This is a genomic window from Desulfosarcina sp. (assembly GCF_055467485.1).
Map to the genome: position 1 here is coordinate 1 of NZ_JBUOIV010000004.1, position 23,615 is coordinate 23,615.

A 23,615-nucleotide genomic window follows, 5' to 3' on the forward strand; every position below is an offset into this window, starting at 1 on the left:
TTCCGGTACCGGCTTTCTGGAGGCCCCGAGAGGGGCGTTGGGGCACTGGATTAACATTCAGGGATCGACGATCGATAACTACCAGATGGTCGTGCCGACCACCTGGAACCTGGGACCACGGTGCGCCAAGGGTAATCCCGGTCCCCTGGAACAAGCACTTGTCGGGGTCCCTGTCGTCGACCCGGCCAATCCAGTTGAAGTCATCCGGGTGGTTCACTCCTTTGACCCCTGTATCGCTTGCGGGGTTCATGTAATTGATACCAGTGAGGACAAAACCTACGCGGTGAAGGTCGTTTAGAGAGAACCAAAAGGGGCTCGGATTTTCCGCACTGGTGATTTCGAGCCTCCTTTTAAGTTTAAACTTAAAAAAACTAACTTTACATCCAATAACTTTTTGTATTTGTAAACCTTTTTGCTAATCCCGCCATCGACACCAACGATATCAGAAAATGGTACTAATAGCGGTTTACGGCTTTATTTTTTCCTATACGTCCGATGCAATTATCGCTTAACTGCAACCACCGCAACTCAGTGCATCTTTGATGCTTTTTCTTTGCTCCCCCCGTATTTATACGTCAATCCTATCCCATAGTGTTCGACATTGATGAAAGTAGCACCTGGCACTGGGTCGCTTGGGGGTATCGCTTTCATATCTTTACGTTTTTTAAACGATTTGCGATTAACCTTCCTGTTATTTTTAAAAATAATAAATATTTAGCTTGCTTTATCGCGAATAAAGCTTATTATCACTTAAATCAATTAAGTCCCATCGAATGTATGGGATAGTTCCTTTCTGTGAGAAAAACCCATTTGTCTAAGTGGCACCCTCCAGTCTGTGACGTTGAAAATTATAAGAAAGGAGGATGTTATCATGGCCAATGGAATTGTTAAGTGGTTTAACGACTCAAAGGGTTTCGGATTCATTGAGCAGGAAGATGGAGCAGATGTATTCGTTCATCATTCAGCGATCAATGCAACCGGCTTCAAATCCCTCAACGACGGCGATCGCGTGTCATTTGACATCGAGCAGGGCCCCAAAGGACCGTCTGCCAGCAATGTCACTGTGATCTAAGTTATTTTTCCGAAAAAAAGGCGCTCTCCCTGAATACGGGGGAGCGCCTTTTTTATTGAAGAGATGACTCGCCATTCGCTGACATCACCCCTTCTGCTTCAACATATTATCCCATCAATCCTTGTGGATAAGCACACACGCACCTGATGGCTGCCTCCAATTGCCCCCCCATGTCAAGAATCACCGTCAACAAGACAAACGATCCCCGGGCCGCTCGCTGTCGGTCCCGCTGCTTTGATTTTCGACATGTTTACTTCGCTCCGACAAGCGGCGTGAATGCGCTGGCTGCCGTCGATCAATCAGCCGGTTTTCATCGATGACCATGTGGTTGACAAGGGAGAATCAGCATACTACATCTCGTTGACCGATGGCAGTATTCAACCAACAGATGAGATGGAGGCCAAATGGCGAAAATCCGCAAGTGCAAATTGTCCTGGGAAGCTTCAGACTCGGAACAGGTGATCGGCTATAAGCTTTATTGGTCAAAGGCGGCCGAGGTCGGATACGATTCCAAATACATCAAGGTGGGAAACGTCACTGAAATAGCACTGCCCGATGATGTCACCCTTTCGGATGGTCCGGTTATGTTCGGCGTGACGGCGATTGACAAGGACGGCAATGAATCGGACATGACCAGGATCAACGAACCCTACCAATTGCATGTGCCCAAAGCGCCGGCGGGGCTGTCCCTCAAACCGCTGGACGAATATAAGTTGGTTGGCGCGACGAACCCTGCGATCGATGAATCGCAGAACATCGCCCTGGTCAGTCCGGAACCAGACGACAAGGAGGAATCCTTGGCCCAGGCGATTGAAACCAATGATTACGGCCAACCCGCAAGAATGAAGTATTATGATGATGTAGGCTACCGCAAGACGCATTAGACGGCAACCCGGTTCGTCATCCCGGACGGCGCAACCACTGTGTGGCAAAGGTTCTTTACAACGCGCCGCGCAGTCGCGGAGGCAGGATGAAGACTTTCCTTGCCCCCTCCTTAAGCGAGATCGCCGATTCCGGGCAGAACCGGGCGCAAACCCCGCAGCCGAGGCATGCGCCTTCATCCCGCTGGGCCACCCCGTTTTCGTTCAGGACAATCGCATCCGTCGGACACCATTCCAGGCAGGTGCCGCAGCCCGTGCACGCCTCGACATCGATCACCGATAGGGTGTTGGTGGAATTGATCATCGGCAGGGTTCCATCCCGCCAGATGCGCAGGGTATCGCAGCAATCCTTGCAGCAGTTGCAGATGCTGGTTTCCGGGCTGGACTCCCGGGATCCGGGGTGGAATGCCTTGTGGATCAGACCGGCCTGCTCGGCTTCTTTCAGGATTTTCAGGGCCTCCTCGCGGGTGACCTTCCTGGCAAAACCCTGGGAGCTGGTATGCCGCGCGGATTTGCCGAAGGAAAAGCAGTTCAGCACCGGCGCATCCATCTTGCACGTGTCTCCCAGCAGGCTCCGCCGCTGGCGACAAAAGCAGTGCCCCACGGCGATGTCGTCAAACTTGTTGATGATCGCTTCGACCGTCTGGCTCGGGAGTATGGATTCTTCGACGGATTCCAGGGATTTTTCGACCGGAATGACGCGGATCGCCTTGCCATCGACAGTTCGGGCGGCCGGCACGGTCCGGTCAACGGCAGGGGCCGCCGCGAACAGGGGTGCGAGTGCATCGTAGTTCCCCTGGGTCTGGTCGCGCAACTCGGCCAGCAAGCGTTCGAACAGAACGGCCAGTTCCTTTTCCGCCTCGCTGCCGGTCAGGGGGCCCATGAATTGATATTCCATCACCCCAACCATCATCAGCGGCAGGAGCCGGTAGATCATGATCCCGCTGGAACTGGGCTGATTGAATACCAGCCCTTTTTTGGCCAAGGAGGCGGTCAGCCTCTCAATTTTTTCTTCTGAAAACCCACTCGACGCGACAAGCTGGTCCATGGTCTGGGAGGGTTGGTCACGAAACGCATCGATCATGTCCAGTTCGTCCTCGGCGTTCCCAACGAGTCGCTGGACGATGGTGACCGCCGTATCGGAGACCGGAAATTGGATCAGCCCCTGCCGGCAGATGACGCTGGCCGCTCGTTTGGTTTTTTCAATCAACGTGATTGGCGTCATGGATCGGTTTCCTTTCCGTGTTTGATCGCAAGGGTTAAGTGGGTTTCTGCCCGGGCCACACTAACCGAAGCGACCACCGAAAGCAAGACACCCGAATTCCTGGGCAATGCAATATGACTCAAGCCTTGGATAGATCGCAGACCCCGTGAATCAAATCGGTAAGCTGCCTTTTGTTTATTGAACTCATTATTAGGCGGCCTGTCCGGTCCTACGAACGGTTGCCGCCCTTGTTCCCTCACATTCAGCGAGGTATAATTACAATTTAGATACGATCGCCGGTCATAACTTGATCGCACAAGCTTCAGGGTGATTGACTTGGGAAGGATCTGGATGAACCGATCTGGGAAAACGGCCAGACCGGAACTGACCCGCTAACGAGAAACATGGGGGTGGTATAAAAAATGAACAAGCAACTGCAGGCCAATATGGCGCACATGACCTACGGGATCTATGTGCTCACCACCCGGTACGAAACCATCATCAACGGGATGATCGCCTCATGGGCAAGCCAGGTGTCCCACGACCCGCCCCTGATCATGGTGGCCGTTCATCCCAACCGCTATTCCCATGGCCTATTGGAGAAGAGCGGCCATTTTGCCCTGCATATCCTCGCCAGGGAGCAGAAGGATCTGTTGGCACGATTCAAAGGTCCGGACCCCGAATTAAAATTTGCCGCCATTGCCTGGCACGACGGTGTAACCGGGTGTCCCATCCTGCAGGACTGCATCGGCAGTTTGGAGTGCCGCATCCGGCAGACCCTGATACCGGGCAACCACACCCTGTTTATTGGAGAGGTGGTCGAGACCGCCTTCAACGGGCAACAAACACCCCTGTGCACGTTGGATTACCAGGGATGCTACATCGGTGACAAGTAACTGAGGACTGAGGACTGAGGACTGAGGACTGAGGACTGAGGACTGAGGACTGAGGACTGAGGACTGAGGACTGAGGACGATAATGCGTTGCTTGCCTCCGAGTCAAGCACAAAGGATGTGCGGAACCGATGTGCCTCTCCCATCCCAAACCGCACCATTCACTCGAGTGTTTGTTCGTTCACCAATCCCGCCGGTAGCGACGGGGTTGTGCGAGCTTTCGCGGTTCAACCATCTACAGCCTGATCTCGACCTTGCCGTTGAGATAGGCCTTGACGGCGGAGATGGGCACTTCGCGCCGATGAAAGATGCCGGCGGCAAGGGCCGACTCGGCATCGGTTTTTTCGAAAACCTCCGCAAAATGGGCTTCGCAGCCGGCCCCGCTGGAGGCGATCACCGGGATGCTGACCGACTGTTTCACGGCGTTGATCAACTCGATGTCAAAGCCCATGTTGGTGCCGTCCCGGTCGATACAGTTGAGCAGGATCTCCCCGGCCCCCAATCGTTCGCATGTCCGGGCCAGGGTCACGGCATCCACATCCCGGCCTTCCCGTCCACCTTTCACCGTGCACTGAAACCAGCAGTACCGCTGGCCTTTCGGACCGGGGATGGCCGTTTCGATGGTGGCATGCGGTGTCTGATCCGGCGAATCCACATAGACACGGCGCGGATCGATGGAGATCACCACGGCTTGATTGCCGTATACGTGGGAGATCTGCTCGATGGCGCTCCTGCCGGTCGGTCGGCCGGTCTTCAGAACCGCCTCGACGACATCCACCGCGTCACTGCCGATGGAAATCTTGTCCGCCCCGGAACGAAAGTACTCGGCCGCCACTTGCAGGGCCGTGTAGGTGCGACCGTTCTTGTCGGTGTAATCCCGGATGCCACCACCGATGGTCAGCGGCACGAAAACGTTTTTCGACGTTTCCTTGAGGACCTCGATCATGGGCATGTCCTCCAGGGGGAAATCCCGGAACCCGGTGATGTTCAGAAAGGTGATTTCATCGGCCCCTTCCTCGAAGTAGCGTCCGGCCAGTTCTACCGGCTTACCCAGGTTGCGCACGTTGCCGTCTTCCCTCACATCATACTGGTCGCCCTTGGTGACCACCAGATCACCCCGGTCGTTGGCGCGCACATCCAGACAGGCGATGATGCGCTTGGCCAGGCGGGTCTGAGGCGGGCAAGTAGACGGGATCGCCACGCGACGGTCCTGGCGGATAAAATTCTCCAGCAGGGTCAGGCCGGAAGCCCCGCTTTTCTCCGGATGGAACTGGGTACCCTGGATGCCTCCCTTTTGGACCGCACTGACAAAGGGGTATCCGTAATCGGTGGTGGTCAGCACCACCGCCGGATCGTCGGCCACGGCGTGGTAGGAATGCACAAAGTAGAATTTCTCGTCGCCCTGCAGCGTGTCGAACAGGCCCGTGGGCTGTTTGACGCTGATGCCGTTCCAACCGATATGGGGAACGGCCAGGGCGACGTCGAAGCGTTTCACCCGCCCGGACAGGACACCCAACCCCCTCTCCTCCGGCGCTTCGTCGCTGCCCTCGAACAAGGCCTGCATCCCCACGCAGATTCCGAGAAACGGACGCCCGGATCCCAGGTAGCCCAGAAGCGGCTCCACGAATTGCTTTTGCCTGAGAATCTGCATCATGCTGCCGAAGTTTCCCACCCCGGGAAAGACCAGCTTTTCGGCGTCAAGGATGTCGCGTCCGGTTTTGGCGACCGAGATCCGTTCGCCCAACTTTTCGATGGCGTTAATCACGCTGCGTACATTTCCCGCACCGTAGTCCAGCAGGGTAATCATCGGCGTCCTCTATAGGGTTGGTTGGGTTGGCAAAGAGCGTACAATTACACGACGCGCCGGCCGGGGACAACAGTTTTTTCGTATACGCGCAAGGCATCGGTACATGGGGCGGGCTTTCATTCCGGGGGTTCAATCCGGAAGGTATGGGAGATCCGGGCGTTGAGCGAGGCCATGGCGCCGCAGTATTTTTTCTCCGACAGGTCGATGGCCTGTTGGACGGCTTCGGGTTTGATCTTCGTCCCATAAACCACATACTCGATGGTGATGTCGGTATAGCGTTTGGGGTACGCCTCGGCCCGATCTCCGGAAATATTGATCTCGAATCCGGTGACGTTCACGCGCTTTTTTTTAAGGATCGTGATCACGTCCATGGCCGTGCACCCGGCCGTACCCATGAGCATGAGTTCCATTGGGCCGGCACCGCCGCCGCTGTCCGACGAATCCATCACCACGGCAGGCCCGCTGCCGGCTCGTGCCACAAATTGCAGGTCATCGATCCATTTCACTTGCGCTTGAATGGCCATCTCACCACCGTCCCCTTCCATTGTAGAGTTGTTTTCAAACCACCGAATAAACCACCACGGGTTCCACTTTTCCCTTGACGGAATGCTGACCCATCGGCTGCAGACGAAGGCCCGATCGGTCGAGCCGGTTACGGGTCTCGCCGCTGACTAGGATGTCGGTAGCCAGTTTTTTATTGAGCACCTGGAGCCTCGAGGCCAAATTGACGGTGTCGCCCAGCATGCTGTAGCTTTTCCGCTTGGAACTGCCCACATTACCCGCCAGAACCGGTCCGCTGTGAATACCGATGCCATGCTGAATCTCAATGTCACCGCGTTCGCGGCGCTCCAGGTTGAGCCGCTGCATCGCCGCACGCATGGCAAGTGCGGCTGCCACGGCCTGGTCCGGATGATTCCCGGCGGTACCCGACGCGTCGAACACCGCCTCGATTTCGTCCCCGATGAACTGGAGCACCACACCCCCATGGCTGCTGATCACGCCTTCCATTTCGGTAAAGTAGCGATTGATCATTTCCACCACGGCCCTGGGGCTTCGCTTTTCCGCAAAACCGGTGAAGTTGCGCAGATCGGCAAACAAAATGGTCACATCCAAAATTTCTCCTGACGGCGAAATGGCGTCATCGAGAATCTTGCGGCTGATCTCCGGGGATACGTATTTGTCAAAACTGGACCGGCAGAAATCTCTTTCCTTCAGACCCAGCATCATCAGGTTGGTTTTTTCGGCCACCCGCGCAAATTCGTCACTGGACAGAATCGGCACCTGTTTTTCGAGGTTGCCCCGGCTGATCTCGTCCATGGCCGCTAGCTGGGTGTCCAGGATCTCGGTCAGATTGGAGGCGTATCGGCGGACAATGATCAAGGATATACCCAGCAGCACGCACAGGGCGAAGGCGATTTCCTTGAAAATGCCCCAGTATATCTCAGGCCGTGAAAAATCCTGGCCGATCAGGTAGTAGACGTCCAGCAACACCATCAACAGGATTGAAAAGGCCATGATGCCCAAGACGGACACGATCAGGACAACGATCTTCTTGCTAACCGTCAACCGGTTTCCCGATGGCATGGAAAACGTCCTGCGCCCCTTGAGGCGACCGACCAACCGCCGCTCGGTGGAGAGGTAGCCCAGCATGCCGCTGAACGTGCCGAAAGCCGCACAGGCGACCAACACCTTAATGCCTGTCGAAGCGAAGGGGATGAAAAACACGTAGTAGATGAATACCATCACGAGACCGGCGACGACCCATGCCGCCAGGTCGGCCAGAAACGCGTGCCACGGAAGACGAAAGAGCTGTTGGATGGGCGGTTCCTCCTTCAACATAACGGCGTTCGTCCGCCCGAGAAAGCGCAACCGCAATGGCAGCACGGCAAGGATGGGACCGTAAGAAATCAGCACGGCCTTTGTATACCCGAGGCCGTCTAAAAACGGTCAGACCTGTGCACCGTAAACGACCAGGATGGCAGTGAACGACAGGTAAACGCAAATCAGTTCAACCATGGCATCCTTCTCCAGCAATTGACGATGAGCGGAAAACAATCTCGCCGCCTTTCACGGTCAAGCGGCACGGATTGCCGCCCATACGATAGGCCAGTTCGGCCGGTTCTTCGATGTCCCACACGGCGAAATCGGCCTGTTTGCCGACCTCGAGGGTTCCCCAGCGAGCTTGCATGCCCAGTGCCCTGGCGGCATTGACCGTGAAACCGGCCAGTGCTTCGGCCGGGGTGAGTCCGAAACTGACACAGGCCATGTTCATCATGAGCAGCGGGGATGTCGTGGGGCTCGTGCCCGGATTGCAGTCGGTGGACACGGCCATGGCCACCCCCTTGCTGCGCAGCAGGTCCACCGGCGGTTTACGGGTTTCGTTGAGATAGTAGAACGCACCGGGCAGCAACACGGCCACCGTGCCGGCGGCGGCCATGGCCGCCGCACCGTTCGCGTTCAGGTGTTCCAGGTGATCGGCGCTCAGGGCACCGAACTGGGCTGCCAGAGCTGCCCCGTTGCTGTCGCTGAGCTGTTCGGCATGCAGTTTGACCCGAAGGCCGTGCTGCCGGGCGGTGCTGAAGACGCGTTCGGTCTGTGCCAGGGTGAAGGCGATCCGTTCGCAGAACGCATCCACGGCCGTTGCCAGGCCGTCGGCGGCAACGGCGGGAATCATCTCTTCGACCACCAGGTCGATATAGGCGTCCGGCCGCCCCGTGTATTCCGGCGGCAGGGCATGCGCACCCAGAAACGTCGCCATGACGGTGGCCGGGAAATCCCGGTCCAACTGCCGGACGACCCGCAGCATCTTCAACTCGTTTGGCGTATCCAGACCGTAGCCGGACTTGATCTCCACGGCGGTCACCCCTTCGGCCAGCATGGCCTTGAGTCGACCTGCGGACTGGTGATAGAGATCGGCATCCGAGGCGTTTCTGACTGCGTTGACGGTGCTGATGATACCGCCGCCGCCCCGGGCGATCTCTTCGTAGGTGGCGCCGTTCAACCGCATTTCAAATTCTCTGGCGCGATTGCCCGCGTGGACCAGATGGGTGTGGCAGTCGATCAACCCCGGGGTGACGCATGCATGGTCAAGGCGGTGCACCGACCGGGCTCTGTTCAGGGCATCCGCAGGAAGCGCTTCCACCGCCCCCAGCCACACGATACGCCCCTCGTCGACGGCCATGGCACCTTTTTCAATGACACCATAAGGCGTTTGATCGGCCAAGGTGGCCAAGCGGGCGTCCAGCCAGAGAGTGTCGACCGTTGCGGGAAATCTGCAGGGCGTCATCGCGAAAGGGTCCAATCAGTATGTTCGTATGTATATATCTGTAATTTATATATTTTTAAACTAGTATAGACAACTGTTTATGTGTTTTATCATCGGGTGTCAAGCGCTTTTCAAAATGAACCCGGGCAACCCAGGAAAATGGCATCCGTGGAAGACGGCTCACTTCGTAGGCGATGCCATTCGTTCAGCCGACCAGCCTGCTGGAGATGCAGGCACGGCAGGTACCGGACCGGTGGCCGGCGGCATCGGAAAGGGAAAGCACGCCGACAATCGATTCAGGGTCGCCGTCGTGAACGAAAATGCGCCCCAGGTCGCCAACCAGCATGCGAGTAAGGGCCTGGTTGATGGTATCGTTTCGATCGCACGAGATCACCGGTTTGCTCATCACCGCAACGGCTTTTGCGCTGGGAGCGATCCCCCGGTACCAGGCCAGGACCAGGTTGGTCTTTGAAATGACGCCGGCCGGGTGCCCGCTGTCATCGATCACCAGAACAGCGCTCATCCGGTGCGCGGTCAGGGCCTCCATCACTTGATAGAGATCATCGCTGACCGTGCAGGTGATCACCGACGATGTCATCACTTCCGACACGGTGGTTTCCTTGGGTTGATGGTCATCCTCACCTGCTGCGGCCTGCCGCATACTGCTTTTACGGCAGCTGCGGCAGGTCTGGAACACCACCCCCAGGATGTCTCCGTAATTCAGCATGCCTTCGAACCGTCCGGAATCGGCCCCGACCACGAAAAGTTGGTGAACGCCGCAGTTAACCATGATGTCCAGCGCATGTTCCAGTCCGTCGTCGAGAAAGCAGGTCAGCAGGGGGCCTGCCATAATTGCCTCCAGCGGCGTGCCTGCAGGCATCTCCGCGTAATATGCACCCGCCATGTCCGTCTTGGAGACGATTCCAGCCGGTCTTCCTTCCGAATCCGTCACCAGCAAGGCATCCGCCTTGTACTTGATCAGCCGGCCGATGCCGGTCAAAATCGACGCCGACCTGTCCAATGAAATCACCTGGCGGCGCATGGCTTCCTTGACCCGCATTCCACTGAGCACACTTCGCGTCCTGGCCAGCGGCATGCTTGACCTCCCCTTCTCTATCCCAAATATTGCTGCAACAGGTGGTAGAAAAGATCGGAAATATAAACGATACCCACCACCTCCTGGTTCAGGACCACCGGCAACCGCCGGACATGGCGTTTGATCATGATATCCACAATGGCCAGCAAATGGGTTTGCGGGGCAATGGTCACCACGTCGGTGGTCATCAGATCACCAACCCGGATCGATTTCACCCGCCCCAACAGATCTTTGAATGCGCCGGCCTGTTCGTCATCCTCCAGTTCCTGCCAGATGTTGGCATGTCGCGGGTGGACAAACAGCAGGATGTCGTACATGGAAAGCATTCCCACCAGCCGGTCCCTGTCGTCGGTGACCATCAAACCGAACACATTTTTCCCGTGCTCCCGACTGGCGGCCTTGAAACGATTGACCGCCTCGGTAATCGTATCATCGGGCTTCAAGGTCATAAAGCGGGTCGTCATTACATCGGCGGCATGCATGGCTCGACTCCCGAGACAAAAAAGCTAACTCTGCTCATTCATCACATCTACTGGATTCATTTTTCCGATATCCCACCAATCGATCTTTATATTCCCAATCCGACAATCCTTTAAACTTACGATCCGTGTGATATTCGGAAATGGTAAATTTCAGGTTCAGGCCAAGGCCGCAGCCTTTTTTTTTAACCGCAGGCGCAGCAGCACTAAGTCGAGGATTTAAAAAAAGCGAGAACGCCGGCCTGGGCAGAAAGATGCCGTTTGTGGATGTTCACTGCTTCGGTGTTCGTCTCAGCAGCACGTAGGTGGCGCCGGTGCCGCCGTCACAGAACCGGGCACTGGTGAACGCGATCACCCAGCGTTTCCAGCGTCCGCTGACCAGCCAACGGGTCAGGTTCCGTTTAAGCACCGGCGGCCCGGGAGAGCACCGCCCCCGCCCGTGAACCACCAGCACCGCCCTTTTACCGGCGGCGATGGCCTGTTCCAAAAACCGGTCAACGTGCGATTTTGCCGCGGTGAGGTTCAATCCGTGAAGATCCACATGATCCTGGATGGAAAAGTACCCACCGTGCAGGCGGCGGAACATCTCCGGCGGCATGGGTTCGGTTGAGCCCTCAAGATACTCGGCGGTATGTCTGAGAACGAATCCATCGCCGGTTTCCACCAGCCGCCTGAGCTGTCGGATGGCTTCGGCATCGGGATCCTCGCAAAGCGGTTCAGCTGGCGTCGGCCTTGCCCGAACCGTCGGGTCGATTCTTTTGCTGCACAGCGGACTCACATCGGCCATGGCCTGCCGGAACAATCTTCTCTCTTCGCGCGGCGTCGGCCGGCGAACCGGCGGTTCGGGCAGGCAGACCTCGGGAAGACGGATGTTGTTATCGGCAAGAATCTTGCCCAGACATTCGAAGGGGCGGTTTTCGATGGACAATCGACGGCGTGACATGGCCTTGACCGTGGATTCGGCGGTTCAGTGGTTCAACACCCGAACCGGTTTTGCGTGATTCCCGCAGCCGCTTCAGAAATAGTTTCGAAAAACAGCCCTCCGGTCGGCGCCATCGAGGCATTGAAAATAATCAGCCAAGATATCGGCATGATCGAACGCCAGGGGAGCCGGCAAGGCCCCGGCGGAAAAGACACCGGCCGCGATTGCGTCATCCGCGGGGACCGGCAGCCCGTCCGCCGTGGCAATGAATACCGTCGTCAGGGTATGATGCCTCGGGTCCCGGTCCGGTCGGGAATACACGTAAAGCAGATCTTTCAGGCGGACGTCCAGGCCGGTCTCCTCGCGCGCCTCTCTGACGGCGCAATCTTCAACCGATTCACCATAGTCGACGAACCCCCCCGGAATAGCCCATCCATAGGGTGGATTTTTGCGTTCGATCAATACGATACCGCCCTTCACCTCAATGATAATGTCGACCGTGGGCAGCGGGTTTCTGTATGGTTGGGTCATGCTACAGTTCCGGCGGGCCTGATGGTATCAGGCAGACGAAGGTCAATTGATGGTCACCGGCATTTCTGATCTGGTGTTCTTCATCGCCCGGTATGAAGGCCACGCTGCCGGCCTGGACCGGCACCCACTTGCCGTTTTGCCACACCTCACCATAACCGGCATGAAAGAAGATCTCATGCTCCCAATCGTGTTTATGCCTGGGCGTGAAGCCGCCGCTCTCCAGTTCGAACACACGCATGCAAAAGTTGGGGGCGCCGTCTGCCTTGCCGATGACCACACGGCCTGAAACGCCCTTGACCATATCATTTTCAAAACGGGTTTCCGGTTCGTGGCTGTATTGAATCACTTTCATGGATCGTACCCTGCCTTTCTGTGAGAACACGGGTGATTGGATGCAATACGATGAAACTATGAATCTGCCTGTATCCTGTCAACTGTTTTATGCGACGCGCCCGATCAGGGCGGCGCGAGTCAACCCCCCCCTGCCGACCCAATCGATCAAACCGGCAGCGGGTCAACCCGCATATCCGTTTATATCGCCAGCGAAACGGATCGTGCGGGAACCGGCGAGAACGACAGCGCACCCAAACTGTCTGCTTGACTATCCGGTTGATTTACGATGGAATGACCGCGTTTCTTGCTGGCCGACAGCCTGCCGGGGTGATAAAAGCGATTGCATTAGGCCAAACCGCCTTGGCAACCTACATGTAAGGACGGGAGGATGGTGATGGATCTGAAGACGGCATGTCCGCACAAGCTGATGGATGCTCAAACCGCCATATCCAATATCAAAAATGGAAGCCGCGTGTTCATCGGAACCGGGTGTGGAGAACCCCAGCACCTGATTCGGACCATGGTGGAGGATTTGAGCATGCAGGATATCATGGTTTATCAGATGCTGTCCTGGACCTTTTCCAACTACGTGGACGATCCCCGGTTTTTGAGGCGATTTTCCCTCAAGCTGTTTTTCATCAGCAGTTCCATGAGAAAAGCGGCATTCGAAGGCAAGATAGACTACATTCCGACCTACCTGTCCCAAATCCCCAGATACTTCGCCAACCGCCGAATCGGACTGGATGTGGCCCTGATTCAGGTCAGCCCGCCGGATAAGCACGGCTACTGCAGCCTGGGTGTATCCATCGACATCACCCTGGCGGGCATGCAAAACGCCAAGATGGTCATCGCCCAGGTCAACCCACGCATGCCGAGAACCTCGGGAGACAGCTTTGTTCACATCGACGACATCGATTACCTGGTGCAGTATGAGGAGCCGCTGGTGGAAGCGCTCCCCAGCATCAAAGACTCGGAAACCGCCAGCCGCATCGGATTTTATGTCAACCAGCTGGTGGACGATGGCGCCACCCTTCAGATCGGTTTCGGCCACCTACCCTTTGCGGTCCTGCAGCACCTGACCGACAAGAAAGACCTGGGCATCCACACCCAGCTGATCACCGACGGCTTTTTGCCCCTGTTCGAAAAAAAGGTGATCACCAACCGCAAGAAGACCCTTTTGCCCGGGCGGGTGGTGGCATCGCTGTGCATGGGATCGGAAACGCTCTACCGCTATGTGGACAACAACCCCATGTTTTATTTCCGTTCATCGGCGTTCGTCAACGATCCCACCGTGATCGCCAGGAACGACAATCTGATTTCCATCAGTTCGGCCCTCGAGGTGGACCTCACCGGACAGGTGTGCAGCGACTCCATGGGCCATCTGTTTTACAGCGGCATCGGCGATCAGGTGGATTTTCTTCGCGGCAGCGCCATGTCCAAAGGCGGCTTTTCCGTGATCGCCCTGCCGTCCACGGCCCAAAACGGAACCGTCTCGAGAATCGTTCCCCATCTCAGCGAGGGCGCCGGCGTGGCCACCACCCGCGGCGATGTGAACTTCGTGGTTACCGAATACGGCATTGCCGAACTCAGCGGCAAGAGCATCTACCAGCGGGTCATGGAGCTGGCCCAGATCGCCCACCCCAAATTCCGGGAAGAGCTCATCGATGTGGCCAAGACCCGGCATTACATCTTCTCAGACCAGCTGCCACCGTCACAGGACGACCTGATCTTCCTTGAAGGCTATAAAAACCGACTGACCCTGAAAAACGGGAAGACCATTGAATTTCGCCCACTTTTGCCATCCGATGAATTCGCCTACCGCAATTTTTTCTACTCGCTGCAGGAAGAGACCATCTACTTCAGGTTCTTCTACAAAATGAAACTATTTTCCCACGAAGTGGTCCAGCAGCAATGGGCCAGCGTGGACTACCGCAAGAATATGTCCATGATCGGCCAGGTGCGCATCGGCGGCCATCAGGAGATCGTTGCCATCGGTTCCTACGCGGAGGAGAGCGACACCATGGCAGAAGTGGCGTTCGTCGTTCGTGAGGATTATCAGGGAATGGGCATCGCTTCCTATCTGCTGGCGGACCTGGAACGCATCGCCAAGGAGAACCACTTCAAAGCGTTCTCCGCCACGGTCCTGCACGAAAACACCGCCATGCTTCACGTCTTCAAAAAACGCTATCCCCATGCCAAAACAACCGTCTCCGGGGGCAGCGACGTGACCATCCACATGGACTTCGGCGATACCGCATCATCCGGGGAAACGGTTGAACAGAAACCAGGCGACGCCTGCCAATGCGATGGTTCGCCGTCCGCGGACGCAAACAAATAGCGCGGCCGCACCGGCTCCCTGTGATGGCGTGCTGGCGGTGCGATTCATTCTGCGGAAAGGAAGATGGCCTGCTGTCGTCACGGTGCCATTCAGGCAACGAATTCGACGATGGCCTGTTTCGCTTCGTCGAAATAGTCAATCCGGGTTACATAACCGACCAGGTCGATCCGCAGGGTGGCCTGCTGGTCGCCGTTGCTCCAGGTCAGTTTGAGGTGGTCGTCGGGCGCGTCTTCGATGGTGAACTGGCCGCCAAAGGCCCGGCAGGTGTTGCGGAATTGCATGAGCCGCAATAAACGCCGTACCACCGGTTTCTGGACCTCGACAGCAATCTCGTCCAGCGTGTAGTTGTGCCGGTTGATGTCACGGCCGTTTTTGGTCTGTTTCGCCAGTTCGATGTCGTTTTCGCCGGCCAGCAGCCCCACGTAGTAGACTTGGGGAATGCCGGGTGTAAAGAACTGGATGGCCCGTGCGGCGATATAGGAATCGTCGTTGCATTCCAGCGCGGAGTAATACGTGCAGTTCACCTGGTAGACGTCCAGATTCTGGTATTCGGGACCGGAAAATATCTTGCGGGTATTGGCGCCTTTTTCATCCAGGCCGTCCAGGGTCCGCTGGATCTCTTCGGCCGTCAACAGGTCTTGTACATCCACCACGCCGATGCCGTCATGGGTGTCCAGGGTGGTGATCTGTTTTCGCGGGCAGATGGCCAGCCACTGTTTCAGCGCCCGGCTGGTGTGATGATAAAGAGTGTTTAAAACCAGCATGGGAAGCGAGAAATCATAGGTCCAGTATCCCTTGGCAGAGATCTTCTGATGGTAGCTGTAATGCTCGTGTACCTCGGGTAGAATTTCCACCCCAAACGGGGCAACATAATCCTGAAGCCACTCCAGCAGTTGCCACACCTGGGGCTCCAGGAAAAAGCAGGTGGTGCCGATTTCAATCGTCGAATAGGCAAAGGCATCCATGCGGATCATCTTGGCGGGCGTTCGCGAGAGCAGGATCAGGTAACGCCGCATCACCTCCCGTGTTTTGGGTGAGTCCCAGTCGAGATCGATCTGCTCATAGTCAAAGGTGCACCAGACCTTCTCTTTGGAGCCGTCGGCGCGCTGGAGGACGGTATACGGTGGCCGGGGTTTGCGGGTGTAGACCTTGGCCAGGTCCGCCTGACTGATTTCGCCGGTCGGGCTGAGCTTGTTGAAACTCAGGAACATGTCGGCAAACTCGGAGTCCGAACCCTTTTCAAGGTAGTCCTGAAAATAGACGGACATCCGGGAGATGTGGTTGACCATAAAATCGATGACCAGGTCGAACTCCCTTCCGATCAGGTCGACATCCCGCCATGTGCCGAAAGCCGGGTCCACTTCGTCGTAGGTCAACGGGGCGAACCCGCGATCCGCGGAGGAGGGGTAGAAGGGCAGCAGGTGGACGCCCCCGACGGCGCTGCTGAAATATCGGCGCAGCACATAGTGCAGTTCGACAAGATCACCACCCAGGCTGTCCGGATAGACGATCAGTTGGACTTCGTTTTTAAGGGTCATCACTTATCCTCCGGTGGCCTCCTCGATGAAGCGGTAGTACTGCATCCCTTCCAAAATTCCGCCGGCACAGAAGCTGTCTGCAAAATAGACATTCCGGCCGTCCTTGAGATCCGCCAATTCATGGCTGTAGTTGCCGACTACCACGGCGCGGGGTTCGCCGCGCAACATCTCCTCATCGTTTCCCGAGTCACCGCACACCAGAAAATTCATCAACGGGATTTCCCACTTGTAGCTCAGGTAACGAATGGCCTTTCCTTTGGACGCCCGGTAAGGCAGGATGTCCAGGAAGCGGTCGTGGGAATAGATCAGGTTGTACCGGCAGCGGTGGTGCAGCAAGCGGTTGTGGATGGTGGACAAGCGATCTTTTCCCGGATTCATGTAGTAGCTGATCTTGAAGCGGCGCTGGGTTTCTTCTTCCTGGTACGTCAGAAAATCGAAGTCCTTGAGCAAGCCGACGATTTTATCCCGGTTCCATCGGCTGGCGATGTGGCTGGCCCATCCTGCACCGGGGTTGCTGCTGTTCCCATAAAAAAGGGCACTGCCGACCGAACAGATGATTACGTCCGGCCGGGGGATCCGGTATTTCTTGAGAATCGTTCGGGCTGAATCGGCGGTCCGGCCGGTAGCCACACCGAAACCGATGCGGTTCCGGTGACGTTTTATCAGCCATACCAGCTTTTCCAGCTGCGAATTGTCGTCGCCGATCAGCGTGTTGTCGATATCGGTGATAAAGAAATGGTTAAGTTTTATCAGCCGTCGGCCGATGGGGTCCGACGGCTTGGCCGTTGCCAGATCCGAGCGCTGGTTGGCGGCGGTCAGCTTGGCTGCCGCAGCGGCATATTCGCGGGTATGGTTCTTCCAGGTGTAGTGTTTGCGTACGTTCATGATACCGTTTTTCGAGTATCGTTCCCACAGATCCGTGTCGGAAATAATTTTGCGCAGCGCCGACGATACCTGATCCGTGCGGGAGACGTTCACCAGGATACCGTTTTTGCAGTTGCGCACGATATCGTTGGGTCCGCCGTCGTCGGTAGCCACGATGGGCAACCCGGTGGCCGATGCTTCAAGCAGGGTGAGGCCGAAGGGCTCCGTCAGGGCCGGATTGATGAACACCCCTCTTCGCTCGGCGGCAATCCGATACAAAGCCGGCACTTCATATTCGAAATCGTGCTTTTTGGGAATGGCCATCTTGCCGTACAGGTCGTACTTGTCCATGGCCAGGAGCATTTGGGTGAGAACTTCACGCTCGTTGTCCGCCATGGCATCGATATCCTTTCGCAAACCGGCAAACACAGCCAGGTTGGCCATGCTCTGCAGTTCAAGATCTTCGCCATAGGCACGCACCAGCCCTGAGATATTCTTGCGCTGATCCGGTCGGCTCAGGGCAAGGATCAACGGTTTTTCGGGAGCCATGAAAAATCGGTTCAACTCCTTGAGCATGGACGCCTGGGCATAGCGGGCGTTTTCCGACTGTTCCGTGCCATCGAACATGTCGTGATAAAACGGGTAGAACGTATCGATTCCAATGCCGGGCGGAATCACCTGGTAGTCGGGAACATCCTTATGGTGGTACAAACCGTATTGTTCCTTGATTTCATGCCGGGTGCTGGCAATCACCAGGTCGGCCCGTGAAAGGATCCTTTCTTCCGTGTCGATTCGACGATCGATTTTTAATTTTCTCGTCATCTCCGCCTCGCTCATACCCTGGTCCCTGAGCCTGGCCTGCTTGGAGCGACCCAACGAGTGCCCGGTATATACGAACGGCAGGCCGAAAATTTCGGCCAGCTGCATGGCCACGTATCCGGCATCGGGATAATGACCGTGGACGATGTCCGGCATGGCATGATTGCGTTTGATGAATTTGATCGTCTTGTCCACAAATTCCTCGAGATGGGGCCAAAGCAACTCCTTGCGCATGTACTTACGGCCACCGCACTGGATGCGGACGATGCGGAACTTGTCGTTGATCACCTCGATGGGCGCGCTGTAATCCGAAGAGACGCGTTTGTCGGCAATCAGGCGGGTGAACAGATCCACGCGGCCGATATCCGACCTGGCGCTCAAGCCGTTGCCCAGTTCCAGGACGTACTTGACCTGTCCGCCGGTATCCGCATCTCTTCCCATTTCCGGACTTTTCGATCGAATCAGTCCGTGAAGGCTGAACAGCTGGATGGTTGGCCTTTTATCGGCCATCGGCATCTCCTTTCAGCAGGGGGCGAAAATCGTCGTAAAACGCATCGTCATCGGGAACCGCACCGGCAATCGTGCAGATCCTTGCGGCGAAACCGGATGCCTGGCGAAGGGTCTCCACCCAGGGAACCTGCCGCATATATCCGGCAGCCAGCATCGCGGCATATCCATCCCCGGCACCGACCGTATCGACAATGGAGGGGCTCGTCACGGCAGGGCAGGTGATAGGTCCATCTTGTCCGTAGAAAACGCTTCCCCGGCTGCCCATCGTAATCGCCACGGCGCCGATCTGAAAGGTTTCCATCAGCCAGGGCATGACATCACCCGCTGCCGCCGGGCCATCGAACGTGCGTTGAATGTCGGCAAGCTCCGCGTCGTTGACTTTGAGCAGGTCGGCGTGGTGCAGCGAACCGGCCACGGCATCGGGATTGACGTGGGGCGGCCGCAGGTTGATGTCGCAAAAAAACTTGGCGCCCGGTTGTTTTCGGGAAAGAAAGCGTTGAACCTGACGGAAGGCGGCGTCGGTACGTTGCAGCAGGGTGCCGAAATAAATGATGTCTGCACCATCCGCACCCGACACGTCGGCGGTATTCAGATCCAGTCGGTCATAAGCGACATTCGTGCATATATCGAAATCCGGAATGCCCCGCCGATCCAGGTCCACGCGAACCGTTCCTGTGGGGAGCCGGGAATCGATCTGGACGTCTGCGATGTCAAAGCCATTTTCCGCCAGTATGTCGATGATGCGCTTCCCGTGCCTGTCTTTTCCCACCCGGGTGAAGAAACGTACCGGAAAACCCAGCTTCTTGAGATGAAAGGCAAAGTTGAACGGTGCACCGCCAATCCGTTCACCATCCGGAAACATGTCGATGAGAATCTCACCGATGACAACAATCACACGACCCTCCTTGAATGCTCATCGTGGAGCGAAAACGACCAACGGGTTTCGAAACGGACGAGAAAAACAGTAATGGATTGATCGACAAGCCATCGCGCAGACCGACCCGTGGCCATCTATAATGCCTTATCGCGCGGCTTTTTGCAAATCAGCAAGCCACAGTACAATGAGGCCACACAACCAGTGGAATTGACCGGGCAGTAAGGTCGCACCGAGGGTTTAGGGAGACAAAACGGGACGCCGGGTGGCCGGCTGTCGCACGACACGCGGCAACCGGATCGGACACAACGTTACATCGCAGTCACCTTGAACGGGGTGCACTGGATGGCAATGCTGCCTTTTTTCACCCAGATTCGCACCATGCTCACGGTCGCCCCCTCCATGTTGACGATGTTGGCCAGCTTCTCCACATGGGTGACATCATTTTTGCTGAACTCCAGGTAGGGGCTTTTCTCGTTATACGGGTCCGGCAACAAAATGATCCGGTCAGGGTCGAGTGGATGTTTCTGCGGTGATCCGGTGTAAGGCATATGCGTCTTTGAAAGCGATCGGATATCCTTGGGAACCTTATATTTCTCAATTTCTAATTTTTCGGCTTTTTGAAGGGAGGTGGTTGCAGTCATGGGCTCCTCCGTAAAACAGTGTCTCGTCAATACTTGATATCGAAATGACCTAGCCCGCCCTGGTAATCCTGCCAGGTAACATCCACCTTTTCCACCCTGGACAGGGGCGGACCGGTGTTGCACCAGTTGATCAGTGATATTACATCTTTCTTGGCACCTTCAACAACCGCTTCAACCGTGCCGTCGTGCTTGTTTCTAACCCATCCGGACAATCCAATGACCGTTGCCGCCTTTTGGGTTTCCGCCCTGAAGCAGACCCCTTGCACCCGCCCGAAAACAATCAGGTGGGCCCTGGCTTTTTCTTCCATGGCAACCTCCCTGGCATGTTCGCGTTGTCGTCATCGATGACACTCAACCTATTTCCCACGCCTGCGGATGTCAAGACAATGAAATCATCCGGCCACGGACGATGGGCATTGGCCCGAACAGCCTTTAAAAATAGTCCTGAAGCCCGGATTGGATAAACTCATAGTCGGCCAAACCGCCCACGCTGAAAAGGCCGCTTTCAGCCACCTGCCTGTCCGCGTGGGTCGCCATTGCCTGGAAATACCGTTGCTGTTCATCGTTCAAGCACGTTTCGGCACCCGCCGGCTGTTTTTCGATAAAGATTTTCTTGTCCGCATTGACGCGGATCTCTTTAAAGGTGCGACGGTATGAAATATGGGGGCACAGCAATGCTTCTGAATAGGCCACGGCTATTTTCAGGCCCGATTCAACCATCCGTTCCCATAGGTCCAGGTGAAAATACAACCGGTCGTTGCGACTGCCGATCGTCCACAATTGGCGATCCGCGCCACGCTCGGTCAACTGCTCTGCCTGGCGGGCCAGCCGCTCGGGATCCCCGACCAGGCAAAGCGATCGAATGTAACCGCTTTTCGTGATGCTCTCAAATGGCTTCACCATCAACCGGGCACTCTTGCATCGAACGGCGGCCCGCTGGAAGCGATGCTGGAAGACGAACGCACAGTAGTGCACCGGAAGGTCGATGCCCTGGTCGGCGACGTGCTGCATCAGCGCCAGGGCGGCCAGTTCCGATTCCAATACGGTTACTTTCTCCGCGTGCAAATAGGTGTAATGCCGTTTGGCCAGTCGATCCCGGTTGAAGGGGGTCAAGCGCAGCTGGTGGAGGTTCAAATGATCGACGCCGGCCGCTCTCATCTGCGGCAGCAATTGCGTGAGACGCGTCAAATCTTCAGGGATGGCGGGAATCTCGACGGTGACAACCGGGATCAGTCCGACGGCCAACCGCACCGCCGTCAAATCGTAACCCCCGGCGCTGAGATCGAACCGTATCTCGTCCAGGCCGGCATCCCGGAGTTTTTTCACCAGATCCATCGTCAGCAACGTGCCGTTGGTGTACATCCACAGGTGAAGCGGACGATTTGCGGATTGGTCCACCGCCTGGAGAAAGCGCAGGGTGACCGCCGGTGTAAGCAAGGGTTCGCCGCCGCTGATGCTTATTCCGCTGAAACCAAAAGATTCCACATAAGCGGCATAATCAGCAGGCTTGGCAAAGGGCACCCGGTTGGTGGTGGGAACGCCGATCTCGTCCTGGGGACTCGGGCAGAAAAAACACCGGCAGTTGCATTTCCCGTTGATGAACAGGCAGGACCATCCCCCTTCTCCGCAGATGCGGCAACCGGGAGACAGGGGGCCGATATGGGGTTTGGTCCCATTGAATGCGAAATGCAGACGCTGACCGATGGCGTCGAGTCGCTCATCTCGTTCGGTTTGCGCCGCAATCGCACCGTCCGGGGAAATCCAGTTCAGTGCGTCGGCGGTATCGCCAAACTCATCCAGGTTGGCTGAAACCAGCTGATGCCGGTAGGAGGTCAGGCGCTGACCACTCATTTGACACACCCTTGTCCATCGCTTTGGTTTTTCGGTGTTCCTGGATTTATTAAGGCGGATCGCCAGTTTATTGCAAGCATGGAATTTCAAAAGGGGTCAATCACCGCCCCTTTTTGCCGGTCGTCAATTTACGTGTTTTCATAATCAATCGACAGCGCACACATTTCTTTTTATTGTCCGATCTGATACATAGCCACACTGAATAACCATCAGGAAACATGGTTTCCATGCCATCGTAAAGGGGCTGATAGCTATGATGATCGACATTCAATCGGAAATCGGCGAGTTGGAGGGGGTGATCCTGCACACGCCCGGACCGGAAGTGGAAAACATGACCCCCCGGAATGCGGAGCGGGCCCTTTACAGCGACATCCTCAATCTGTCCGTGGCTCAGAAAGAATACGCTCAGCTGGCGGACCTGCTGAACGCGGTCACGCAAACCTACCAGGTCATTGATCTGCTCGAATCGGTGCTTGCCGAACCGGCGGTCAAGACGCCCCTGGTCCTGCGTATCTGCGAGGCGGAAGGGTGCCTCGACCTGTGCGACGACCTGCTGGCACTGCCGCTGAAAACACTTGCCCGGCAGCTCATCGAAGGCGTGGTTCAACCGCGGGACAACCTGACCCGCTTTCTCTCCAAGGAACGCTTCTGCCTGCCTCCGCTGCATAACTTTTTCTTCACCCGCGATGCGGCCATGGCCATCATGGACGAGATTCTCATCGGCCGGATGGCCAAGCCGGTCAGGGCCCGGGAATCCATCATCATGGAGGCCATCTTCAATCACAGCCCCCGGTTTTCGGTGAACACGGTCAACCCCCTCGCCCAAAAGCATCCGGATGCCACTGCCACCGTGGAAGGGGGCGACGTGCTCGTTGGCCGTCAAGACATCCTGGTCATCGGGAACGGTAGCCGCACCTCCACCCAGGGCATCGATTTTATCATCGAACGGATCAAGGCCCAGAAAGATCGCAAACGTCATCTCCTGGTCCAGGAATTGCCGCACCACCCGGAGTCGTTCATTCACCTGGACATGGTGTTCACCTTCCTGGACCGAAACTACTGCATGCTGTTCGAACCGCTTATGCTCAGGCCCAGCAAGTACCAGACCATTCATATCCTGATCGAAAACGGCCGTGTCACCAGTATACGCGAGGAAAAAGGACTCATCGATGCACTGCGGCGGTTGGGTATGGACCTGACAACGGTATGCTGTGGCGGCAGAGAAGATCTGTGGGTCCAGGAGCGGGAGCAGTGGCATTCCGGTGCCAATTTCTTTGCCCTGGCCCCTGGCAAGGTGGTGGGATACGCACGCAACGTCCACACCATGGAGGAAATGAACAAAAACGGCTTCGATATCATCCCCGCCGAAGACATTATCGCCGGCCGGAAACACCTTTCCGAACTGGGACGCTGTGCCATTACCCTTGATGGATCGGAACTGCCCCGCGGCGGCGGCGGTGCCCGGTGCATGACCATGCCCATCCGCCGCCGGCCGGTAATCTGACCGACGATCGCAAGCAATTGGATCGGGCAGCTCAATTGACAAGCCGTTCGCCTAATTGTAAATTGACGGGGGTAACCCCGTCTAATTAACCGATGCACGGCATACAGAATAGGCCTGCCATCGTTTATCCCGCCGACCCGCTTGACGACCGTACGGCCGATTCGTCGACAACCACGGTTTACTTCAGGAG

The 23,615-nt window shown here is 56.5% G+C and carries 22 protein-coding genes and 1 pseudogene; 6 read left to right on the plus strand and 17 right to left on the minus strand.

What is annotated here, in order from left to right:
* The 3 genes from ACZCED_RS03000 to ACZCED_RS03010 all read left to right on the plus strand — a co-directional run.
* Positions 1-298: nickel-dependent hydrogenase large subunit (locus tag ACZCED_RS03000; RefSeq protein WP_464860185.1), on the plus strand; the 298-nt coding region annotated here is incomplete at its 5' end.
* A 573-nt stretch (positions 299-871) separates the two neighbouring features.
* On the plus strand, positions 872-1,072 hold the full coding sequence (locus tag ACZCED_RS03005) for a cold-shock protein (RefSeq protein WP_464860186.1): 201 nt from the start codon (positions 872-874) through the stop codon (positions 1,070-1,072).
* Positions 1,073-1,476: 404 nt separating this feature from the next.
* The gene (locus ACZCED_RS03010) at positions 1,477-1,956 is read left to right on the plus strand and encodes a hypothetical protein (protein ID WP_464860187.1); all 480 of its coding nucleotides are present in this window, start codon (positions 1,477-1,479) and stop codon (positions 1,954-1,956) included.
* A gap of 55 nt (positions 1,957-2,011) precedes the next feature.
* On the opposite strand, the gene ACZCED_RS03015 is transcribed toward ACZCED_RS03010, so the two are convergent.
* On the minus strand, positions 2,012-3,178 hold the full coding sequence (locus ACZCED_RS03015) for a 4Fe-4S binding protein (protein WP_464860188.1): 1,167 nt from the start codon (positions 3,176-3,178) through the stop codon (positions 2,012-2,014).
* Between the two features lie 401 nt (positions 3,179-3,579).
* Between ACZCED_RS03015 and ACZCED_RS03020 the strand changes: the two genes are divergently transcribed.
* A complete protein-coding gene (locus ACZCED_RS03020) occupies positions 3,580-4,053 on the plus strand; it encodes a flavin reductase family protein (protein WP_464860189.1) in 474 nt (157 codons plus the stop codon).
* 232 nt (positions 4,054-4,285) lie between these two features.
* Here the strand turns inward: ACZCED_RS03020 and hisF are convergent, their stop codons facing one another.
* The 10 genes and pseudogenes from hisF to ACZCED_RS03070 form a co-directional block, all read right to left on the minus strand.
* Positions 4,286-5,857: an imidazole glycerol phosphate synthase subunit HisF gene (gene hisF, locus ACZCED_RS03025; protein WP_462970171.1), complete on the minus strand. Its 1,572-nt coding sequence runs from the start codon at positions 5,855-5,857 to the stop codon at positions 4,286-4,288.
* 116 nt (positions 5,858-5,973) lie between these two features.
* Positions 5,974-6,381 (minus strand): OsmC family protein, encoded by a 408-nt coding sequence (locus ACZCED_RS03030; protein ID WP_462970172.1) that lies wholly within the window; start codon positions 6,379-6,381, stop codon positions 5,974-5,976.
* A 34-nt stretch (positions 6,382-6,415) separates the two neighbouring features.
* Positions 6,416-7,174, minus strand: a complete 759-nt coding sequence (locus tag ACZCED_RS03035) for an adenylate/guanylate cyclase domain-containing protein (RefSeq protein ID WP_462970202.1) — start codon at positions 7,172-7,174, stop codon at positions 6,416-6,418.
* 102 nt (positions 7,175-7,276) lie between these two features.
* Positions 7,277-7,792 (minus strand): annotated as a pseudogene (locus ACZCED_RS03040) (hypothetical protein); the annotation flags it as partial.
* Positions 7,793-7,865: 73 nt separating this feature from the next.
* Positions 7,866-9,143, minus strand: coding sequence for an imidazolonepropionase (gene hutI / locus ACZCED_RS03045; protein ID WP_462970173.1), 1,278 nt, complete (start codon positions 9,141-9,143; stop codon positions 7,866-7,868).
* Between the two features lie 184 nt (positions 9,144-9,327).
* Entirely contained in the window at positions 9,328-10,218 is an 891-nt protein-coding gene (locus ACZCED_RS03050; RefSeq protein WP_462970174.1) for a CBS domain-containing protein, read from the minus strand.
* Between the two features lie 17 nt (positions 10,219-10,235).
* Positions 10,236-10,700 (minus strand): CBS domain-containing protein, encoded by a 465-nt coding sequence (locus ACZCED_RS03055; RefSeq protein ID WP_462970175.1) that lies wholly within the window; start codon positions 10,698-10,700, stop codon positions 10,236-10,238.
* A gap of 268 nt (positions 10,701-10,968) precedes the next feature.
* Positions 10,969-11,640: a Smr/MutS family protein gene (locus ACZCED_RS03060; protein WP_462970176.1), complete on the minus strand. Its 672-nt coding sequence runs from the start codon at positions 11,638-11,640 to the stop codon at positions 10,969-10,971.
* Between the two features lie 72 nt (positions 11,641-11,712).
* Positions 11,713-12,150 (minus strand): NUDIX domain-containing protein, encoded by a 438-nt coding sequence (locus tag ACZCED_RS03065; RefSeq protein WP_464860190.1) that lies wholly within the window; start codon positions 12,148-12,150, stop codon positions 11,713-11,715.
* 1 nt (position 12,151) lies between these two features.
* On the minus strand, positions 12,152-12,502 hold the full coding sequence (locus ACZCED_RS03070; RefSeq protein ID WP_462970178.1) for a cupin domain-containing protein: 351 nt from the start codon (positions 12,500-12,502) through the stop codon (positions 12,152-12,154).
* A gap of 375 nt (positions 12,503-12,877) precedes the next feature.
* Between ACZCED_RS03070 and ACZCED_RS03075 the strand changes: the two genes are divergently transcribed.
* Positions 12,878-14,821 carry a GNAT family N-acetyltransferase gene (locus tag ACZCED_RS03075; protein ID WP_462970179.1) on the plus strand — a complete coding sequence of 648 codons (1,944 nt, stop codon included), beginning with the start codon at positions 12,878-12,880 and terminating at the stop codon, positions 14,819-14,821.
* 89 nt (positions 14,822-14,910) lie between these two features.
* On the opposite strand, the gene gtfA is transcribed toward ACZCED_RS03075, so the two are convergent.
* The 6 genes from gtfA to ACZCED_RS03105 all read right to left on the minus strand — a co-directional run bounded on the left by gtfA (position 14,911) and on the right by ACZCED_RS03105 (position 21,921).
* Complete coding sequence (gene gtfA, locus ACZCED_RS03080; RefSeq protein WP_462970180.1) at positions 14,911-16,359, minus strand: sucrose phosphorylase; 1,449 nt, start codon at positions 16,357-16,359, stop codon at positions 14,911-14,913.
* 3 nt (positions 16,360-16,362) lie between these two features.
* Positions 16,363-18,552, minus strand: a complete 2,190-nt coding sequence (locus ACZCED_RS03085; protein ID WP_464860191.1) for an HAD-IIB family hydrolase — start codon at positions 18,550-18,552, stop codon at positions 16,363-16,365.
* Complete coding sequence (locus tag ACZCED_RS03090) at positions 18,542-19,447, minus strand: carbohydrate kinase family protein (protein WP_464860192.1); 906 nt, start codon at positions 19,445-19,447, stop codon at positions 18,542-18,544. The genes ACZCED_RS03085 and ACZCED_RS03090 overlap by 11 nt, the downstream gene beginning before the upstream one ends.
* Positions 19,448-19,737: 290 nt before the next feature.
* Complete coding sequence (locus tag ACZCED_RS03095) at positions 19,738-20,070, minus strand: inorganic pyrophosphatase Ppa (protein ID WP_462970183.1); 333 nt, start codon at positions 20,068-20,070, stop codon at positions 19,738-19,740.
* 26 nt (positions 20,071-20,096) lie between these two features.
* Positions 20,097-20,378, minus strand: a complete 282-nt coding sequence (locus ACZCED_RS03100; RefSeq protein ID WP_462970184.1) for an acylphosphatase — start codon at positions 20,376-20,378, stop codon at positions 20,097-20,099.
* Between the two features lie 124 nt (positions 20,379-20,502).
* On the minus strand, positions 20,503-21,921 hold the full coding sequence (locus ACZCED_RS03105; protein ID WP_464860193.1) for a radical SAM protein: 1,419 nt from the start codon (positions 21,919-21,921) through the stop codon (positions 20,503-20,505).
* 253 nt (positions 21,922-22,174) lie between these two features.
* Here ACZCED_RS03105 and ACZCED_RS03110 point away from each other — a divergent pair, with 253 nt between their 5' ends.
* Positions 22,175-23,425 (plus strand): arginine deiminase, encoded by a 1,251-nt coding sequence (locus tag ACZCED_RS03110; protein WP_464860194.1) that lies wholly within the window; start codon positions 22,175-22,177, stop codon positions 23,423-23,425.
* The last annotated feature ends 190 nt before the right edge of the window (positions 23,426-23,615 follow it).

What these genes read in the sequence shown, in the direction of transcription:
- hutI (WP_462970173.1), bottom strand. Translation starts at nt 9,143, where the DNA reads ATGACGCCCTGCAGATTTCCCGCAACGGTCGACACTCTCTGGCTGGAC.
- ACZCED_RS03050 (WP_462970174.1), bottom strand. Translation starts at nt 10,218, where the DNA reads ATGCCGCTGGCCAGGACGCGAAGTGTGCTCAGTGGAATGCGGGTCAAG.
- ACZCED_RS03060 (WP_462970176.1), bottom strand. Translation starts at nt 11,640, where the DNA reads ATGTCACGCCGTCGATTGTCCATCGAAAACCGCCCCTTCGAATGTCTG.
- ACZCED_RS03065 (WP_464860190.1), bottom strand. Translation starts at nt 12,150, where the DNA reads ATGACCCAACCATACAGAAACCCGCTGCCCACGGTCGACATTATCATT.
- ACZCED_RS03095 (WP_462970183.1), bottom strand. Translation starts at nt 20,070, where the DNA reads ATGACTGCAACCACCTCCCTTCAAAAAGCCGAAAAATTAGAAATTGAG.
- ACZCED_RS03035 (WP_462970202.1), bottom strand. Translation starts at nt 7,174, where the DNA reads ATGGACGAGATCAGCCGGGGCAACCTCGAAAAACAGGTGCCGATTCTG.
- ACZCED_RS03105 (WP_464860193.1), bottom strand. Translation starts at nt 21,921, where the DNA reads ATGAGTGGTCAGCGCCTGACCTCCTACCGGCATCAGCTGGTTTCAGCC.
- ACZCED_RS03075 (WP_462970179.1), top strand. Translation starts at nt 12,878, where the DNA reads ATGGATCTGAAGACGGCATGTCCGCACAAGCTGATGGATGCTCAAACC.
- ACZCED_RS03055 (WP_462970175.1), bottom strand. Translation starts at nt 10,700, where the DNA reads ATGCATGCCGCCGATGTAATGACGACCCGCTTTATGACCTTGAAGCCC.
- ACZCED_RS03085 (WP_464860191.1), bottom strand. Translation starts at nt 18,552, where the DNA reads ATGGCCGATAAAAGGCCAACCATCCAGCTGTTCAGCCTTCACGGACTG.
- ACZCED_RS03010 (WP_464860187.1), top strand. Translation starts at nt 1,477, where the DNA reads ATGGCGAAAATCCGCAAGTGCAAATTGTCCTGGGAAGCTTCAGACTCG.
- ACZCED_RS03070 (WP_462970178.1), bottom strand. Translation starts at nt 12,502, where the DNA reads ATGAAAGTGATTCAATACAGCCACGAACCGGAAACCCGTTTTGAAAAT.
- ACZCED_RS03005 (WP_464860186.1), top strand. Translation starts at nt 872, where the DNA reads ATGGCCAATGGAATTGTTAAGTGGTTTAACGACTCAAAGGGTTTCGGA.
- ACZCED_RS03110 (WP_464860194.1), top strand. Translation starts at nt 22,175, where the DNA reads ATGATGATCGACATTCAATCGGAAATCGGCGAGTTGGAGGGGGTGATC.
- ACZCED_RS03100 (WP_462970184.1), bottom strand. Translation starts at nt 20,378, where the DNA reads ATGGAAGAAAAAGCCAGGGCCCACCTGATTGTTTTCGGGCGGGTGCAA.
- hisF (WP_462970171.1), bottom strand. Translation starts at nt 5,857, where the DNA reads ATGATTACCCTGCTGGACTACGGTGCGGGAAATGTACGCAGCGTGATT.
- ACZCED_RS03030 (WP_462970172.1), bottom strand. Translation starts at nt 6,381, where the DNA reads ATGGCCATTCAAGCGCAAGTGAAATGGATCGATGACCTGCAATTTGTG.
- ACZCED_RS03015 (WP_464860188.1), bottom strand. Translation starts at nt 3,178, where the DNA reads ATGACGCCAATCACGTTGATTGAAAAAACCAAACGAGCGGCCAGCGTC.
- ACZCED_RS03020 (WP_464860189.1), top strand. Translation starts at nt 3,580, where the DNA reads ATGAACAAGCAACTGCAGGCCAATATGGCGCACATGACCTACGGGATC.
- gtfA (WP_462970180.1), bottom strand. Translation starts at nt 16,359, where the DNA reads ATGACCCTTAAAAACGAAGTCCAACTGATCGTCTATCCGGACAGCCTG.